A 16,653-nucleotide genomic window follows, 5' to 3' on the forward strand; every position below is an offset into this window, starting at 1 on the left:
TTGATCCCACCCTAAGTATCAGTAGTTTAAGTAACAAAGTACTTTTTTATAAAATAGAAATGATGAGCCCCCATCATTTAGAAAACCTAATTACTCCTTAGTGCTATCTGATTGATACAAATGTTTAAAACCCTATATCAAACTGAGTTCTTTTTCAGAATGAGGATTCAATACTTTATGACACCATTCCTCATTGTAAATCGTATCAAAATATCGATCTCCCCTATCTGCAAACAGCGTTACTACATTAGGCTTTTTCACATAGTTTTTATCTTTAAAATAATTTTTCACTGCACCGTATACAGCACCCGAAGAACCTCCAGCAAATATTGCATGTTTACTTAAGAGTTCTTTACACATTTCTATGCTCGTTTTTTCACTGATTATCACAACATCATCAATGATTGAATCTTTTAGAATATCCGGTACAATACTTGAGCCTATCCCAGGGATGGATCTATTTTGAGGTTGCAAACCAAAAATAACAGAACCTTCCATATCTACCGCGATAACTTTTGATTTCGGGAACTTCTCTTTGACACAATTAGAAATGCCAGTAATTGTCCCCCCAGAACTTACACCTAAAAAAATATAATCCACTTCAATTTCGTTACATATTTGCTTCCCTACGGTCTCGTAATATGCATTTGCAACTAATTTATTACCGTATTGATTAATCCAATATGAATTTGCTATTGAATTTCTTAGCTCATTAACCTTCTCTAACCTTGTGATTAAATATCCACCTGAATTATCGGGTTCTGTTACTTTTATTACTGTTGCTCCTAGAGATCTAATGATCATTTCATTCACAGGTAAAATTTTCGGATCAACCACGCAAATAAATTTCAAACCTAGCCTTTTACAATAACTTGCTAAAGCGATACCAAAATTACCAGACGAAGATTCAATAATTGTTGTATCCTTGTCGATATCACCTTTCTGAAGCAAAGTTTCAAGAATGTGTGCAGCTGCTCTATCTTTAACGCTACCAGTAGGGTTGTTTCCCTCTAATTTAACGAATAAATTCACATTACATAAGTCTTTACTTGTTAGTTGTACCATTGGCGTTTTTCCAACAAAATCTAATACACTATTATAAATACTCATAATTTACTCCCACTTGATTCTTGTTATTTTTTTCATAAATTAATGATTTGTTTATAATGTTATTAATATATTCAACGTTATTGTTAATGAAAAAATGGTTACCATTTAATGTATAAACTATCGCTTCACGCTCGCTGTATTTATTCCATTCTAGAGCTTCCTCTAGTTTTACTGTATCTTCAGTTCCTATAAGAATGGAAATATCACATTCGATTTTATGCTGATTAGGATTATATTCGTATTCTCCTAGTATCTTTAAATCATTCCTTATTATCGGTAGAAACAAATCTGTTAATTCTTTACTATCAACCAACTCTTGTGGGATGCCTCCAAGAGCATTCAATTTACTTAGCAATTCCTGATCAGAAAAATGATGTAATTTTTCTTTATCTTTCATCCGATCCGGTGTTTTGCAACCAGAAAAAAATATATGTTCTGGTAATCTTTTGCCCTCAGAACGGATCTTATAATATAGCTCGTAAGCTAATATACTTCCCATGCTATGTCCATATAATGCATACTGATTTTGGTCGATCTTATCCTGAATCATATTATAAATATCATCCGTTACTTCTTTCATACTCATATAGAAGCCCTCATTAAATCTTTGTCCCCTTCCTTTCAACGGAACAGGATGTAAATAAATAGATTTATCTAAATGATTCCTCCATTTGTAATACCCTACCTCCGAACCACCAGCGTAAGGTAGACAAAATAATAGCATGCATTTCCCCCCTTTAAATAGAAACTTTCTAATTATAACTATTAAGATGAATATTTAAAAATGCAGATTAAAAAGACTATTACACTTTATTGAGTTCATGATTACTTGCCATTTTTTGAAGCTGGGATTGATACTTCTTTTCTTTTAATTTATCCCTTTTATCCCTATTATTCTTCAATGAAATATGACCAGGATTTTCTTCATACCCTTTTCTTCTACTATACCTCGACAAACCTTCTGGAATTAAGCTAGACTGTTTATCTTGGAGTATCCCTGCAACCCCTATAGTTGAAGATTCATTTATATATTGTGGATAGATTTTCTTGAAATAGTCTAATGCCCTATTAGCCTTATAGTCTTGCGGCTCAGGATACGATGTAATGACACCTTCAAAATTACGTAAAACCACTTTATCAGGACTTTGTGAAATGATATAGTTTGGCTGAATAGCAATTTTACCTCCTCCGCCCGGCGCATCTACCACAAATGTAGGTACTGCATAACCCGACGTATGCCCCCTGAGTCCTTCAATAATTTCAAGACCTTTCGATATAGGGGCTCTAAAATGACTAATGCCTTCTGATAAATCACACTGATATATGTAATAAGGGCGAACACGAATCTTTACTAGATCATGCATTAGCTTTTTCATTATTGTTACACTATCATTGATACCCGCTAATATCACTGACTGATTTCCTAATGGCACACCTGCATCAGCAAGCATTTCACACGCCTTTTTTGCTTCCTCTGTAATTTCAATTGATGTATTAAAGTGAGTATTCAGCCATATAGGATGATATTTCTTTAAGATATTACAAAGATTCTCTGTAATTCTTTGTGGAAAAACGACTGGAGCACGTGTCCCTATTCGAATAATCTCAACATGAGGGATCTCTCTTAAACTTTTCAGTATGTACTCCAATATAGTGTCATTAATTAACAAACCATCTCCGCCGGAAATTAATACATCTCTAACCTCAGGCGTTTCTCTTATATACTCAATAGCTCTGTCTAACTGCTTTTTCGGAACCGCCATACCCACTTGGCCAGAGAAACGTCGACGTGTGCAGTATCGGCAATACATTGAACACTGATTGGTAACTAAAAATAACACTCTATCTGGATATCGATGAGTTAAACCAGGAACTGGAGAATCTTCATCTTCCTCTAATGGATCCTCAAGATCGTACTTTGTTTTATATACTTCATTCGAAATCGGTACAGATTGCATCCGAATTGGACAATGCGGATCGTCCGGATTCATCAGTGAAGCATAGTACGGAGTAATATTAAGCGGGATTGTTTTTGTAGATATTCTTATTCCCTCTTCTTCATCTGGTGTTAAATGAATTACTTTTTTTAAATCTTCTAAGGTACGGATTGTATTCGTAAGTTGCCAAACCCAATCATTCCATTGGTCTTCAGTAACATGTTTCCACATTTCTATATCTCTCCAATGACGGGTTGGTTTGTATAATTGATCCACTTTTGAACAACTCCCTGAATTATTAGATGAATAGGTTATGATAGTAACTTTAATGCTTTTTAATCTAAAGTATTGTGCTTGTAAATATGATATAGCGATACTTCATATTCATTTAAAAAGGACGGTACATATTGATGATTCCCCACCATTATCCAATTGATAATTTATGGCATTTTTTGTATTTAGCATCAGATTCACTACCTTCTTGCTGTTTAACTTTCTGTATCTAAAATATACGTGTCAATTTATGTTAATAACAATCAGTAAAATTTCACAAAAAATCTGGCAATTCATTTCTTGTTTTCACTGCTTTATTTTACATATTTGCGATGAAGAGAAATCATGACAGTACTTCAGTTTATATTTAGGAATAATAGGAATGGCAAACTCCTACATAGTAAAAATTCTGTCATTGCTCATTTTATATATAAGAAAGACCTTTACATGTCTATGATCCTATAAACTTAATATGCTGGGTGGCTACCAATTCTATTTCAAGTAAAATTTGTATAATAAAAAAACAGGTAGAATCTACTTTCTACCTGTCAGACTGTCGACAAACCCCATTCAAATTAATAAAAAAATGTAAGTATCGCTTACATGAACAAATTTTTCAATCGCCGAAGGATTGTCCAACGCATACCATTTTTTATTCTCTTCCGTATGCCGAAGATGGCCCACTTCTTCAAGATAGCCTCCCCATAGATAGCGGTGAACCATCTTCGTTTAATTTTCCTAAAGCAGCTCTATCATTAGATTAAAATACAGCTAATCATTTTTAGAATATTTTTTTATATGCAAATATGATACAATAATTTACATAATTGTCAATCAACTCAGAAAACTACAACTTTATATCTAAATACTACTTCTATAAACTTTCATTTGCATTCTTAATTATTGTTATTTTAAACAAATGGTTATTCTACTTTAAAATATCAATCTCAAAAACAATAGCAATAAGTGTTTATAGATTAGGGATTTTTGAAAGGATGTGTTCTACTCTTTATATTCATTCTACTTTTTAAAACAAACGTTTTATTTTAAGCCTGAAAGTTTTAGACTAATACATTTTAACTAGGGGTGTAGAAAATTGCTTTACTTAAATTCTAAAGATATTACTGATATTGGAATCAACTGGATAAAAACAGTTGAAATAATTAAAAAAGCTGTCAACGTTATGAATCATTCTGATTTCTCACAACCAATAAAGCCTTATCTACAATTTAATGATCCAGACAATCGGATTATAGCAATGCCAGCGTTTGCTGGGGGAGAGTTTTCAGTAGCAGGTATTAAGTGGATCGCTAGCTTTCCTAAAAATCTTGAAGTTAGTATACCTAGAGCAAATTCAATCACAATATTAAATGATGCGACTACTGGTGTACCATTCGCAACAATTAATACACCAATTGTGAGTGGTATACGAACTGCTTCTGTATCAGGTCTTATGATTCAAGAGTTTGATAAAGTACATAATCTAAATGATGTAACACTCGGAATAATCGGGTTGGGCCCAATAGGTCAATTACATTTACAAATGGCAACAACCCTTTTAGGAGATAAAATTAAAAATATACGTCTTTTTGATATATCGGAAATCGATAAAAATAAAATCCCAGTAGAACTTAGAGAAAAAGTCACAATATGCTCGTCATGGGAAGATGTGTACCGTGATGCAGATATATTTATTACGTGTACTGTATCAAGTAAAGGATATATTGATGGTCCTCCAAAACCAAATGCACTGCTACTAAACGTATCACTACGTGATTTTAAAACTGATATACTAGACTATTCACCAGTAATTGTAGTTGACAATTGGGAAGAGGTATGTCGTGCAAATACAGATATAGAAGTCATGCATAATGAAAGAAATTTACAAAAATCAGACACTCTTGATATTAAAGATATTGTTTGTAGTAATGCATTTAAAGAGATTACAGAAGATAAAGTTGTCATGTTCCATCCAATGGGAATGGCTACTTTTGATATCGTAATTGCTCAATATTACTATGATCAAGCCATTGCTTTAGGCTATGGTCAACCGCTAGAAGCATAGGCTATTAGCAACTCAAATTAAGATTTAACTGTTCAGTTAACCTAATCAACCAATTGAAGAAAAATACAAAAAAGTGTTCTGGATTTTCGATCTTCAGAACACTTTTTTCATTTTATCAAACACCGCTTTCGCAGCGCTTATTTAAAAATGCATAACTACTATGTGAATCATGGTTGAATCTTTGATTCTCTTCTAAATCATACTTTTTTATCCCGATTGGTGAGGGCTAATAATCAGTGGGAGATGAAGAAAATCCCCACTGATTAAAGTTTCACTTTATGAATTCTCCATTTTTTTTAATTATCAATTCAAAAAACAAGAAATTTTTTACAATTAATAGTAATATAGAACATATACATATTTATTAAAAATGGTGGGGGCTATTTCAATCATGATGCGTGCACTTAACTTACATATAAAACAAGCCTTTTTAAATAAGATTTCTCTCACTCTCTTATTGAGTTGGTTAATTCTTGTCTCAATTTATCATTATTACTATGTTTTACGATATTTAGGAGGACTACCTGACGGGCTTTTAATAACTGCTTATAAATGGATTGGCTTTCGTGATAATGGGATGGATGTGTATTTACTATTAATGCCTGTACTAGCAGCACTCCCTTTTAGCACGAGCTATAACTCTGATAAAGTTGATAAATTCAAATCATTTGTAAGTAAAGAAATTCCCTTTTTCCCTTATGTATTTACGAAATATATCGTGACCTTCCTAATTGGGGGGCTTCTTTATATTCTCCCATTCGTATTTTCATTGCTGTTTTGTAAACTGACAATTCCAGATGGTATTCCGACAACCGACTTAGGTATTATTAAGGACAACAGCATGTTTTCATCTTTATATTTCTCTTCTCCAATTTCTTATATTTCCCTATATATCGGGATTAATTTTTTATTTGCTGGTCTTATGGCGGTATTGGGTCTTTCTGCATCCATATGGTCTAGAAAAGATTACATGGCAATTCTATTCCCTTTTGCTATCACCTCTCTACCATATATTATTTTAAATATCGTATTCCCTACAATTGGCGGAGCGCCTATTCATTTATACGATCCAAAACAACCGCTCCAAGGAATGTCGCCTTACATTGGAATCGTGCAATGCACCTTGTTTTTAGGAATTAGTTTATTTATGTATATGAAAGGTATACAGAAAGATCGAAAGCAATATATGCGGAGACTTCAAAAAAGAATGCGATGTAAAAAATCGATTCAAAAATCAGTTAGTATGTAATACAAAATACCCCTCAGCTATTATGCTGAGGGGTACTTTTACTTAGGATGCTTTTTTCAAATCAATTTGTGCAAGCACTGGGTCATGGTCACTCATACGGCCATGTTCCTTCATAATGTTGGAATTTAAATGTACCGGATCCACAACTGTATGTGGTGCCATATTATTTGTTACTAAAACATGATCTAATACTTGTGCATTGCCGTCATGAATATATGTGTAACGATTTTCTTTCGAAACCGTTTCTAACATATCTTGCATGATATCGCCTTTTAATGCTTGCAGTGGTTTCGAGAATTCAAAGTCATTCATATCACCAACTACAACCACTGGTGCATTCACATCTCGTTTTTGAATATCTTTTACAAAGCTGTTCACTTCCTGCGCCAGTTGAACGCGTTTCTCTTCACTCTTTAATACAAGAGGTTGAATTTTTCCAAACGGCGTCGCATCACCAAGTTTTGAATTTAAATGACTTGAAATAACAACAATATTTTGCCCTTGGAATTTAAACTCCGCAGCTAGCGGTTTACGAGTATTATCAAATACCGGATTATCTTGTCCAATGCGCGTCGGGTTTGTTGCTAACAGCTTTGGATTCTTTTCTAATTTCACACGTGATGGATTATAGAAGAAACCAACGCGAATGTTCGCTCCCGGTGCCCCGCCATCTTGGTTGTTTTGCGGAGCAACTTCTACATATTCATACTTAGGTCCATGAATTTCTTGCACAGCATCAATAATACGCTTTGCACTTAATGAAGCATCTGTTGTTCCGTCATTCGTTGATCCATTATTATCTTGCATTTCTTGTACACCAATAATGTCTGGCATCTTTAAATTATATTTAATAGCATATGCCATTGCTTTTACCTTTTCATCAGATGTTTCTTTTGCATTCGCTGAAAAGTTTTCAATGTTATATGTTGCCACTGTTAATTTTCCAAGACGAGGCTGAATATTAGCGCCTGCTTGTTTAAACCCGCCATCCGTTACAGATGGTAATTCTGTTACCGGCGAAATACGATACGCACCATAGTCATAGCCGACTACACCTGTGATATCTCCATTAAATGTATCTCCTGATTTTGCTACATAATCACGAGGTACTTTTAAAGAAAGACGTTCTGGATTGAATTGATTCTCGCCTAACAATGGTGTTCCATATTTTGTAGTGACCTTATCTCCACCATTTGCAACTGTTACATATAAATTTCCATTTTTCTGCGGTCCAACAATTTGAGGAGTTGGCATTGTCACGCGCATACCCTCTATACTTTCATAGAAATCAATTGCATCTTCCTCTGGATCAAATACACCAAATGCATCATTATCAATAATTTGATCTGGAATCTTTACACCCTTTTCACCTAATACAGTTGCTTCTGGCAACTGTTGATGATTTGCTTTCACTGAGGCATTGCTCGCTTTAATTTCTGTGATGGCTAAATCTGTATCAAATCTGTCAGCGTATCCAGCTCCAATAAATTCTTCTACCTCACCATCAACGTGCACAAGATCTCCTACTGCTACATTCGCTTCTTTCTTATAGACATAAATTCCTTCTGAAGTTGCCGTGTCTTCGTCAGGCTGCGAGTCTTGCATATAAAAACCATTCTTATCTAACGCTGTTACGACACCTTCTACATTTCGTACTTTCTTCCCATTATAAGGAGAAACATGTGATTTCCCTTGAATATCATGAATACGAACTTGCTCACCTTTTATAATTGTAAAAGAAAATGTCGAAACTTCTGAAGGTGCAAGTCCTTCTTTCACTGCAATTGCTTTTATCACACTGTTCTCATTTATAACAATCGATTCATTATAACGAATACTTTTATCTGTTGGAACAGAGCCATCTAATGTATAGTAGATTGTTGCTCCTTCTGTACTTGTGGTTAATGTTACTGCTGTTCCTTTTTCAATTTCCCCACCATTTGGTGATGCAGTCACATCACTTACACGGTTTTCCGTTTGTCCTTGAAACTTATATGCTGTTACGGACTTTAAACCAGGGCTACCAAAATAAAGCTCAAGCGTCCCTGTTAATTGAACTTTCTTCCCAACATTTTCAGGATGATCTTTTACATTCACTGCTGCTCTCACGTCACCTTTTGGCAACTGAACAGGCATGATTTTCGCAGGATCTGTCTCATTTGGAGAATCTGCAATTGCAACATTCGTATCTCCAAATTTCGCAGGATCTTTCGTGTACTTAGAAGGCCCTTCTGTATATCCAACAATATACCCTTCCACTATCCCTTTACTGCTTCCTTGCTGCTTAAACAGTTGAATTGCATCCTGCACAGATAATACAGAATGTTCTTCTGCTTTTACTAAAGTTCCAGTAAATGAAATCAGTAGTATAAATGATAGCAAGATACTTACTAGTTTCTTCAAATTCATCGTCCTCCCCTAATTTTAATATTCTCTTAGCATGTATTATCATAACAAAAAATTCTTTATAAAGAACTTAAAATTCGACAAATTTTACAAAAAATTAATCTCATACTTCCGTATGAGTCTGATATTACAATTTCCACATCATTCTTTTAATATAAGTAGAACTCATACAGAAAGAAGTGAAATGTTAATCTTGTATCTTGCAGACAGGTATTTTACTTTTGAAGGGGAATTATTATAATAAAATATTAAGATAAGGGTGAAAACATGAAAAGAGTATTAATAAACAAAGCTTCCTATTTAGATAAATCCGAATTAGAGCGTTTGAATACTGCTATATACTTTGCCGAGAAAGCTCACGAAGGGCAATTTCGAATTTCAGGTGAACCCTATATTACTCACCCAATTGCAGTTACAGAAATCTTACTAGACTGTAAAGCCGATATCATAACTTTAGTGGCAGCATTACTACACGATGTGGTAGAAGATACAAATTACACAATTGAGGAAATACGTGATACGTTTGGTGAAAAAAAGTGGAGAAATTTTGTAAACAAATGCCTTCTTTCACTTTATCTTTAGGAAAACCACAATTCTTTGGAAAACAAGTTTTATTCTTAAGTGTAGAAGACTCAAAAGTTTATAAACTACATCGTCTTTTAGTACAAGCAGTCCCTCCATCAGATGATTTGATTAAAAGGTATATGGAAATGGAACAGTATCATCTCCATTTAACGCTTGGACAAACCCATTGGGGTTTAACTTCGGATGAATTGGTACAAATGGAACAAGTGGCTAGAGATGAATTTACACCATATCCTGAGTGGACCGTTAATTTCATAAGAATTTATCAAGAAATAGAAGAGAATAAATATCAACCATACAAAGACATTCCGTTTTTAAATTTGTAAACTTAAAGATACATTGACTTCTGATAACGATAATTATGTAAATGAGCTATCCAAATGGATGGCTTATTTTATTTTTTTGCTTAGCGTGATTTTTTTCCGAAATGCTGGCGATACCCCATTAATTAGATATAGTATGTGAAATTTTAAAAGAAGACACTCAATTCGAGTGTCTTTTCTTTTTGTAGATAATATTATTGAAGATTTACTCGAACTTCTTCTTCTGATAAGGAAATTGGTTTGAAGATTAATTGAAGCTTAGGATCTCCTTGTTTTGATTCGAAAGCAATAGTTCCAGTTATTTTCCCATTTTGTGCAAGTTTTCCAAAATTTAATTGAGTATCTTGGTTAATCATAGTTAACGTTGGATCTACAATATTTCCTTCACTGTTTTGTAAACTGAAATCGTGAGCATTATAATGTATTTCTTCTTTTCCGCCGTTTTCTATAGTTACATTAGCGATTAAAAATTCATGACCCTCTTTAGGTTTATCGAATTCTCCACCTGGAGACTTTTCAACATTTGTAACAGTTAATTTGTGATTTCCAAGATTAATTGTTTCGCCAACTTTAAATTTTTTTTTCTCTTCTTTCTTTTCAGTTGTTTGTTCTGTTTTTGTATCATTTGATACTTTCTTGGCAGTTTCTTCTGTATCACTACATCCCGCTAGACTGATAGCAAGCGCTCCAGTTATAACGAGTGTACCCATCTTCTTATACATTTCGTTTCCTCCAATTATATAAAATATATGATTCCTGAACTATCATAACAAATATGGTTACAACTTTTTTGTCAGATTATGTCGAACATAAAAAAAAGAGAGCATAAGCTCTCAGATGGAAAATGTTTCTTCTACAAGGGGTTACCATACATGCCCATCAACTTAAGAATTCAGAACTATCCCAAAACGAAAAAATGAGCTTTTTTATTACAAGTTAGGACAAAATCTCGTTCTGGGGGTAGTTGTATTTTCTTAGCTTGATAGCGATGTGGTGGTATCCCATAACCGAATCTATATTAACAAAAGGTGTTTTCACGTATAGAAAGCATCTTTTCAATCAACAACAAAGGGATCTTTAATGAACCAGAATGCCTTCGCTGTTATAAAGTGAAGCTTTAATCAGTGGGGGTTTTCTCCCTCCCCACTGATTATTAGTTAAACCAATCGAGCTTTTACGGACAGTGCATCTCCCACCTAACTTCTTTGCTTTCGCTGAATTTTGAAGTGGGAGTGTTACTGTCCGTTAATGCGGGATAAATCCAACTTTCTAGTAAGTCGATAATCTTACTCCATAATGCTCCGCAAGATTAAAGCGTCTGTCCATTATCAATTGTAAATATTTGTCCCGTAATAGATTCCTGGATTAATTGAAAAAGAATCGCTTCGGCAATATCATCTGGTGTTGAAATTCTTTGAAGTGGTAGATTCCCCGCCAGTTGGTACATTTTCTCTTCATTACCTGCCCACCACCTTGTATCGACTGCACCAGGAGAAATACTATTTACTCTAATGTCAGGTGCTAATGCAATTGCGAGCGATTTTGTCATCGTATGAATGGCTGATTTTGTTGCGGCATACGGTACGGATGATCCTAATCCCGTTATCCCTGCAACGCTTCCCATATTCACAATCGCACCTGATTTTTTCTCCTTCATATAAGGAACAACAGCTTGTATACAATGAAACATCCCTTTCACGTTCACACTAAAAAGGTCATCCCACACTTGATCCGTTACAGACTCTAAATCATCCATAGGTATTTGAGCTGTTATACTCGCATTATTCACTAAACAATCGACTGTTCCAAAAAAATGAACAGTTTGAGATACCATATCCTCTACTTCTTCTTTTTTGGCTACATCTGCTTTCAAAGCCACCGCGGTACCTCCTCGCTGCTTTATTTCATTCACAGTTTCTAACGCTTCTTTTTCGGAACGGCTATAATTCACCACAACTTTCGCTCCTAAACTCGCTAATCTCAACGCAACAGCCTTTCCAATACCTGTGCCACCGCCTGTTATAATGGCTACTTTATCTTTTATATTCATTTTAAAATCTCCTCACTGTATCTGATTTGATTTCATTTTATCTTCGTTCGTTTGAGGAGTATAATACTGAATAATGACTATGGTATCATTTTAAATAATACCTAGGTGGAGGGATCTATTCTTGGAAAGCCATGACTTATGGATTTTTAAGCATGTTGCAGAACTACAATCAATCTCTAGAGCTGCTGAAAAGTTGGGATATGTACAACCAAATATAAGTCAGCGAATTAAAAACTTAGAAGCTGAACTCGGCGTTAAAATATTAAAGCGCAATAACAGAGGAGTAACATTAACGGAAGAAGGAAAAGTATTATTAGATTACACAAATGAAATTATGTCTTTAATGAATGAAGCGAAATCAAAAATAAACCCTGAGAAATGGAGAGATTCTTTAACACTTGGGGCATCTCAAACTATTTCTGCGGTGAAAGTACCTCAACTATTTTCTTCTTTTTTTGAGTCACATACAAATATTGATATGAAGCTAAGAACGAATGATAACGCAAAGTTACAAGAAATGCTTTTGTATGGAGAACTTGATGGGATTTTTTTAAGCGGTGCATATAATGATTCACAATTCGAAAGTGTGTACAGTTATTTTGAAAATATGATACTCATTTTACCAAAAGATACTCTGCCCGAAAATCAAACTTTACTTGTAAACAGTGATCCAAATTGTATATATAGAAAGAAACTATTAGATTATCGTCATATGAATAACTTTGACCAAAGGACGATACTGGAATTTGATTCGCTTGAATCGATTATGCAAGCTGCTCACGATGGGCTTGGTATTACGATCGTACCTACTAATGTTGTATATAGCCGAAATAAGCCAAAAACAATTCATTATGAAGAACTGCCCGAAACAGTCGAAATTGATTTTGTGATTAAACGTAGAAAACAGCAATCGCAAGGCTTAAAGAAATTCATTCGTTTTTTGCGAGAGTTATAAGTGTAAAGCAAAAGCCCCTTCAGGTTTCTAGATATATTGATGACTGATGAGTGAGGTAATATATAGTAAATGAAAGTTTATCGGTGCAAACTCGAATATATCGTCACTTTAGCAAACAACGACAAAAAAAGGAGCCTACTGGCTCCTTTTTTTTATTGCGCAATTAATTCCGCTTCATTTATTTTTTCCAAATAAGACAACACATGCTTTACTGCTGCCTCACCTTGATCGATACAATCTGGAAGACCTGATCCGCCGTAAGAGCTACCAGCTAAATAAACGCCTGGTAATTCTTTATCCATAAATGTTTTTAACTTTGTCATACGTTCTTTATGCCCCACAGTATATTGCGGCATGGCATCTTTCCAGCGGCTGACAACCGTAAAGTCCGGCTCTGCTGTAATATCCATTGTTTTTTGTAAATCTTCTAATATAAAACGAACCATTTCTTCATCTGTTTGTTCGACAATTGCTTCATCACCAGGACGCCCCATATAGCAGCGAAGAAGCACTTGACCTTCCGGTGTTGTATGCGGCCATTTCTTATGTGTCCACGTACATGCTGTAATGGAAAAATCGCTATTTCGGGATACAACGAAGCCTGTACCATCAATATCACGCTTAATAGCTTCTTTTGGAAAGGCTAATGCAACATTAGCAACCGACGTCGATGGAACATTGCGGAAGAAACGAAACTCCTTATACTGTGCAAACATAGACGGCAATACTTTGTGAGATGCAGCAACCACAATAGAGTCCGCCTCAATTTCTTTTCCATTGCTCAGCGTAATCGTATAACCATCGCCCATTTTTGCGACTTTTTCAATCCGAGTCCCCTTCACAATAGTCCCATCTTCTAGCTGCTCTTCTATTCTTTCTACAATAGATTGCAGCCCTGTTTTCAATGTTAAAAAGATCCCTTGCGGCGCTGCATCCCTTTCTTTCTTCGGGGCCAAATTACGCATACCGAGTGAAATACTCCGATATTTCTGCTCTACTTGATAAAACTGCGGGAATGTCGCCATTAAGCTCATTTGATCAATATCTCCCGCATAAATCCCAGATAACAATGGTTCGATTAAATTTTCAACCACTTCATTTCCTAAACGACGACGGAAAAATTGACCAAGTGATTGATCAGAAACAGGCTTTGAACGAGGTAATACAAAATCAAAACCTGCTCTTACTTTACCAATCGGAGAGAACAATTCTGAAAATAGAAAGGGCGTAATTTGCGTTGGAATTCCCATCATGGATCCACTCGGCATCTTATGTAATCGGTTGTTCACAAGAACAAATGACTGACCAGTTGCGTTGTTTACAAGCGCATCTCCAAGGCCTAATTCTCTGGCTAACCTGGCTGCACTTTCTTTTCTTTCTAAGAAAGAATCTGGACCGCGCTCAATTGTAAATCCATCTTTTCGAACGGTTTGAATTTTGCCGCCAAGCCTACCCGACGCTTCTATTAGCAATGTATCAATCGGCAATCCTTTTTCGCGAACTTCTTTTTGTAAGTAATACGCTGTTGTTAAACCTGTAATTCCACCACCGATGATAACAACTTTCTTTTTCAAAATGGCTCCTCCTTTCCCATTGTCTCACGAAACTTCTGCTTGTTTCTTTAACACGACATCTGCTAAGCAAGAAATAAATGCATCTGATGCATTTGGCATTTCCGGACGATAATACTTCGCTCCAATTTCTTCTGTAACAATTTTACATTCAATATCATTGTCATACAACACTTCTAAATGTTCAGCTACAAATCCAACCGGTGCATATACAAATGAAGTGTAGCCGTATTTTTCATGTAGTTCCCTCGTTAAATCTTGTACATCTGGCCCGATCCATGGGTCCGGTGTATTGCCCGCACTTTGCCAACCGACCGCATAATTAGGAACTTCTGCACCACGTGCAATATAATCAGCTGTTTCATTTAACTGTTCTGGATAAGGATCACCTAAAGCGATGATTTTCTCTGGTAAACTATGCGCAGATACAATTAACACTGCTTTTTCAAGTTCTTCTTCTGTCATACTGCTATATACTTTTTTCACTTCATCTACCCAATACTGAATAAATTTCGGTTCTTTATACCAGCTATCGATACCGTGAATTGTTAGATTTCCGAGTTTCTCTGCTTCTTCTTGTGCTCTGCCGACATATGATTTTACGCTGAACGTAGAATAATGTGGAGCAAGAACAAGGGCAATTGCTTCTTCAATCCCATCGTTATGCATAGCTTCTACAGCATCCTCAATGAAAGGTTCAATATGCTTTAATCCAAGATACATATGGAACTCTACGTTATCCTGCATCCCGTTTAAATGTTTTTCTAACTTTTTCGCTTGTTCTAATGTAATAGTAGCTAAAGGAGAAATACCACCAATTGCGCGGTAACGTTCTGTCAGGTCCTCTAACATTTCTGGACTTGGCTTTCGTCCTCTGCGAATATGTGTATAGTAACGTTCAATATCTTCTTCTTTATATGGTGTTCCGTATGCCATTACAAGCAAACCAATTTTCTTTTTCATACACCTATTCTCCTTTACTTCGCTAACTGTCCTTTAGAATACTCATGAATAAATGACGTCAAACGCTTTAATGTATCTGGATTTACTTCCGGGAATACACCGTGACCTAAGTTAAATACATAACCAGGTTGTTTCATCCCTTGATCTAAAATTGTTTTTACATGTTCTCTGATAACGTCCCATGGTGCAAGTAAGAATGAAGGATCCATATTACCTTGTACCGCTTTATGAATACCGCGCCCGCGCGCTTCTTCAATTGACAAGCGCCAATCAAGCCCAACTACATCAAGAGGTAAGTCATTCCATTCATTTGCTAAATGCCCTGCTCCAACGCCGTGCATGATCATCGGAACGTCCATTGTGCGAACTTCCGTGAAAATACGCTCCATCGCAGGTTTAATAAATGTGCGGTAATCTGCTACATTCACCGTTCCAACCCAAGAATCAAAGACTTGTACTGCTTTTGCTCCTGCTTTAATCTGTGCTTTCAAATATGTGATTACCATATCAGCAAGCTTATCCATTAAGGCAAACCAAGCTTTCGGCTCTGCATACATAAACGCCTTTGTTTTATGATAGTTACGAGAAGGTCCTCCTTCAATCATGTAACTCGCTAATGTAAATGGCGCCCCTGAAAAACCAATTAATGGAACATCTAACATCTCATTTGTTAATAAACGAATTGTATCTAATATGTATGGAACATCATCTTCTGGATGAATTTCACCAAGCTTCTCTACGTCTTGTAAAGAACGGATTGGATTATCAATAACCGGTCCAATTCCAGATTTAATTTCAACATCGACACCGATTGCTGGAAGTGGTGACATAATATCTTTATACAAAATCGCTGCGTCAACATTATATTGATCAACTGGAAGCTTTGTAACATATGCACATAGCTCTGGATTGTGTGTAATTTCAAATAAAGAATACTTCTCTTTTATTTTTCTATATTCAGGTTGTGAACGACCTGCTTGTCTCATATACCATGCTGGTACATATTCTGTTTGTTCCCCCATGCATGCTTTTAAAAATGTCTCATTTATAGTTCTTACCAAGACCCTTGCTCCCTTCCTTACCAATGCTTCTAGCGAATCCTATCCTACTTATTTATCTTTTTTTACTATACAGCTTGTAAAACAAAATGCATAACATTATATACG

14 protein-coding genes and 1 pseudogene are annotated in these 16,653 nt (G+C 35.4%); 5 read left to right on the forward strand and 10 right to left on the reverse strand.

Going from position 1 to position 16,653, the window contains the following annotated elements:
- Positions 1–132: 132 nt before the first annotated feature.
- From sbnA to CN288_RS28650, 4 genes are all read right to left on the reverse strand, one after another.
- The gene (gene sbnA / locus CN288_RS05690; RefSeq protein WP_035414545.1) at positions 133–1,110 is read right to left on the reverse strand and encodes a 2,3-diaminopropionate biosynthesis protein SbnA; all 978 of its coding nucleotides are present in this window, start codon (positions 1,108–1,110) and stop codon (positions 133–135) included.
- Positions 1,097–1,834: a thioesterase II family protein gene (locus CN288_RS05695; RefSeq protein WP_098301928.1), complete on the reverse strand. Its 738-nt coding sequence runs from the start codon at positions 1,832–1,834 to the stop codon at positions 1,097–1,099. Before CN288_RS05695 ends, sbnA begins: the two co-directional genes overlap by 14 nt.
- A 79-nt stretch (positions 1,835–1,913) precedes the next feature.
- Positions 1,914–3,278 carry a lysine 2,3-aminomutase gene (gene ablA, locus CN288_RS05700; protein ID WP_098301929.1) on the reverse strand — a complete coding sequence of 455 codons (1,365 nt, stop codon included), beginning with the start codon at positions 3,276–3,278 and terminating at the stop codon, positions 1,914–1,916.
- A gap of 612 nt (positions 3,279–3,890) precedes the next feature.
- Positions 3,891–4,043 (reverse strand): hypothetical protein, encoded by a 153-nt coding sequence (locus CN288_RS28650; protein ID WP_176527649.1) that lies wholly within the window; start codon positions 4,041–4,043, stop codon positions 3,891–3,893.
- A 373-nt stretch (positions 4,044–4,416) separates the two neighbouring features.
- Between CN288_RS28650 and CN288_RS05705 the strand changes: the two genes are divergently transcribed.
- Both CN288_RS05705 and CN288_RS05710 read left to right on the forward strand, forming a co-directional pair.
- Entirely contained in the window at positions 4,417–5,385 is a 969-nt protein-coding gene (locus CN288_RS05705; protein ID WP_026590550.1) for an ornithine cyclodeaminase, read from the forward strand.
- A gap of 391 nt (positions 5,386–5,776) precedes the next feature.
- Positions 5,777–6,634: a hypothetical protein gene (locus CN288_RS05710; protein WP_090693510.1), complete on the forward strand. Its 858-nt coding sequence runs from the start codon at positions 5,777–5,779 to the stop codon at positions 6,632–6,634.
- Between the two features lie 42 nt (positions 6,635–6,676).
- Here the strand turns inward: CN288_RS05710 and CN288_RS05715 are convergent, their stop codons facing one another.
- Positions 6,677–9,043, reverse strand: a complete 2,367-nt coding sequence (locus tag CN288_RS05715) for a DUF6359 domain-containing protein (RefSeq protein WP_026590552.1) — start codon at positions 9,041–9,043, stop codon at positions 6,677–6,679.
- Between the two features lie 264 nt (positions 9,044–9,307).
- Here CN288_RS05715 and CN288_RS05720 point away from each other — a divergent pair.
- Both CN288_RS05720 and CN288_RS05725 read left to right on the forward strand, forming a co-directional pair.
- Positions 9,308–9,568 (forward strand): annotated as a pseudogene (locus tag CN288_RS05720) (HD domain-containing protein); the annotation flags it as partial.
- A gap of 8 nt (positions 9,569–9,576) precedes the next feature.
- The gene (locus tag CN288_RS05725) at positions 9,577–9,951 is read left to right on the forward strand and encodes a 2'-5' RNA ligase family protein (RefSeq protein ID WP_255259950.1); all 375 of its coding nucleotides are present in this window, start codon (positions 9,577–9,579) and stop codon (positions 9,949–9,951) included.
- 191 nt (positions 9,952–10,142) lie between these two features.
- Here CN288_RS05725 and CN288_RS05730 read toward each other — a convergent pair whose 3' ends face one another.
- Both CN288_RS05730 and CN288_RS05735 read right to left on the reverse strand, forming a co-directional pair.
- Positions 10,143–10,670 (reverse strand): DUF4352 domain-containing protein, encoded by a 528-nt coding sequence (locus tag CN288_RS05730; RefSeq protein WP_026590554.1) that lies wholly within the window; start codon positions 10,668–10,670, stop codon positions 10,143–10,145.
- Between the two features lie 587 nt (positions 10,671–11,257).
- A complete protein-coding gene (locus tag CN288_RS05735) occupies positions 11,258–11,998 on the reverse strand; it encodes an SDR family NAD(P)-dependent oxidoreductase (protein WP_026590555.1) in 741 nt (246 codons plus the stop codon).
- A 121-nt stretch (positions 11,999–12,119) separates the two neighbouring features.
- Here CN288_RS05735 and CN288_RS05740 point away from each other — a divergent pair, with 121 nt between their 5' ends.
- Entirely contained in the window at positions 12,120–12,953 is an 834-nt protein-coding gene (locus CN288_RS05740; protein WP_098301930.1) for a LysR family transcriptional regulator, read from the forward strand.
- A 152-nt stretch (positions 12,954–13,105) separates the two neighbouring features.
- Here CN288_RS05740 and hemY read toward each other — a convergent pair whose 3' ends face one another.
- Genes hemY through hemE form a run of 3 tightly spaced genes read right to left on the reverse strand, consistent with a single transcriptional unit; the run spans position 13,106 to position 16,548 of the window.
- On the reverse strand, positions 13,106–14,527 hold the full coding sequence (gene hemY / locus CN288_RS05745; protein ID WP_098301931.1) for a protoporphyrinogen oxidase: 1,422 nt from the start codon (positions 14,525–14,527) through the stop codon (positions 13,106–13,108).
- Positions 14,528–14,551: 24 nt separating this feature from the next.
- On the reverse strand, positions 14,552–15,487 hold the full coding sequence (hemH, locus tag CN288_RS05750; protein ID WP_090691659.1) for a ferrochelatase: 936 nt from the start codon (positions 15,485–15,487) through the stop codon (positions 14,552–14,554).
- 14 nt (positions 15,488–15,501) lie between these two features.
- A complete protein-coding gene (gene hemE / locus CN288_RS05755; RefSeq protein WP_098301932.1) occupies positions 15,502–16,548 on the reverse strand; it encodes a uroporphyrinogen decarboxylase in 1,047 nt (348 codons plus the stop codon).
- Positions 16,549–16,653: the final 105 nt, after the last annotated feature.

Origin of the sequence: Bacillus sp. AFS023182 (assembly GCF_002560575.1) — a bacterium.
GTDB classification, from domain to species: domain Bacteria; phylum Bacillota; class Bacilli; order Bacillales; family Bacillaceae_G; genus Bacillus_A; species Bacillus_A arachidis.

Coding starts and splice junctions, on each gene's coding strand:
- sbnA (WP_035414545.1), bottom strand. CDS start 1,110: ATGAGTATTTATAATAGTGTATTAGATTTTGTTGGAAAAACGCCAATG.
- CN288_RS05695 (WP_098301928.1), bottom strand. CDS start 1,834: ATGCTATTATTTTGTCTACCTTACGCTGGTGGTTCGGAGGTAGGGTAT.
- ablA (WP_098301929.1), bottom strand. CDS start 3,278: ATGTGGAAACATGTTACTGAAGACCAATGGAATGATTGGGTTTGGCAA.
- CN288_RS28650 (WP_176527649.1), bottom strand. CDS start 4,043: ATGGTTCACCGCTATCTATGGGGAGGCTATCTTGAAGAAGTGGGCCAT.
- CN288_RS05710 (WP_090693510.1), top strand. CDS start 5,777: ATGATGCGTGCACTTAACTTACATATAAAACAAGCCTTTTTAAATAAG.
- CN288_RS05715 (WP_026590552.1), bottom strand. CDS start 9,043: ATGAATTTGAAGAAACTAGTAAGTATCTTGCTATCATTTATACTACTG.
- CN288_RS05730 (WP_026590554.1), bottom strand. CDS start 10,670: ATGTATAAGAAGATGGGTACACTCGTTATAACTGGAGCGCTTGCTATC.
- CN288_RS05735 (WP_026590555.1), bottom strand. CDS start 11,998: ATGAATATAAAAGATAAAGTAGCCATTATAACAGGCGGTGGCACAGGT.
- hemH (WP_090691659.1), bottom strand. CDS start 15,487: ATGAAAAAGAAAATTGGTTTGCTTGTAATGGCATACGGAACACCATAT.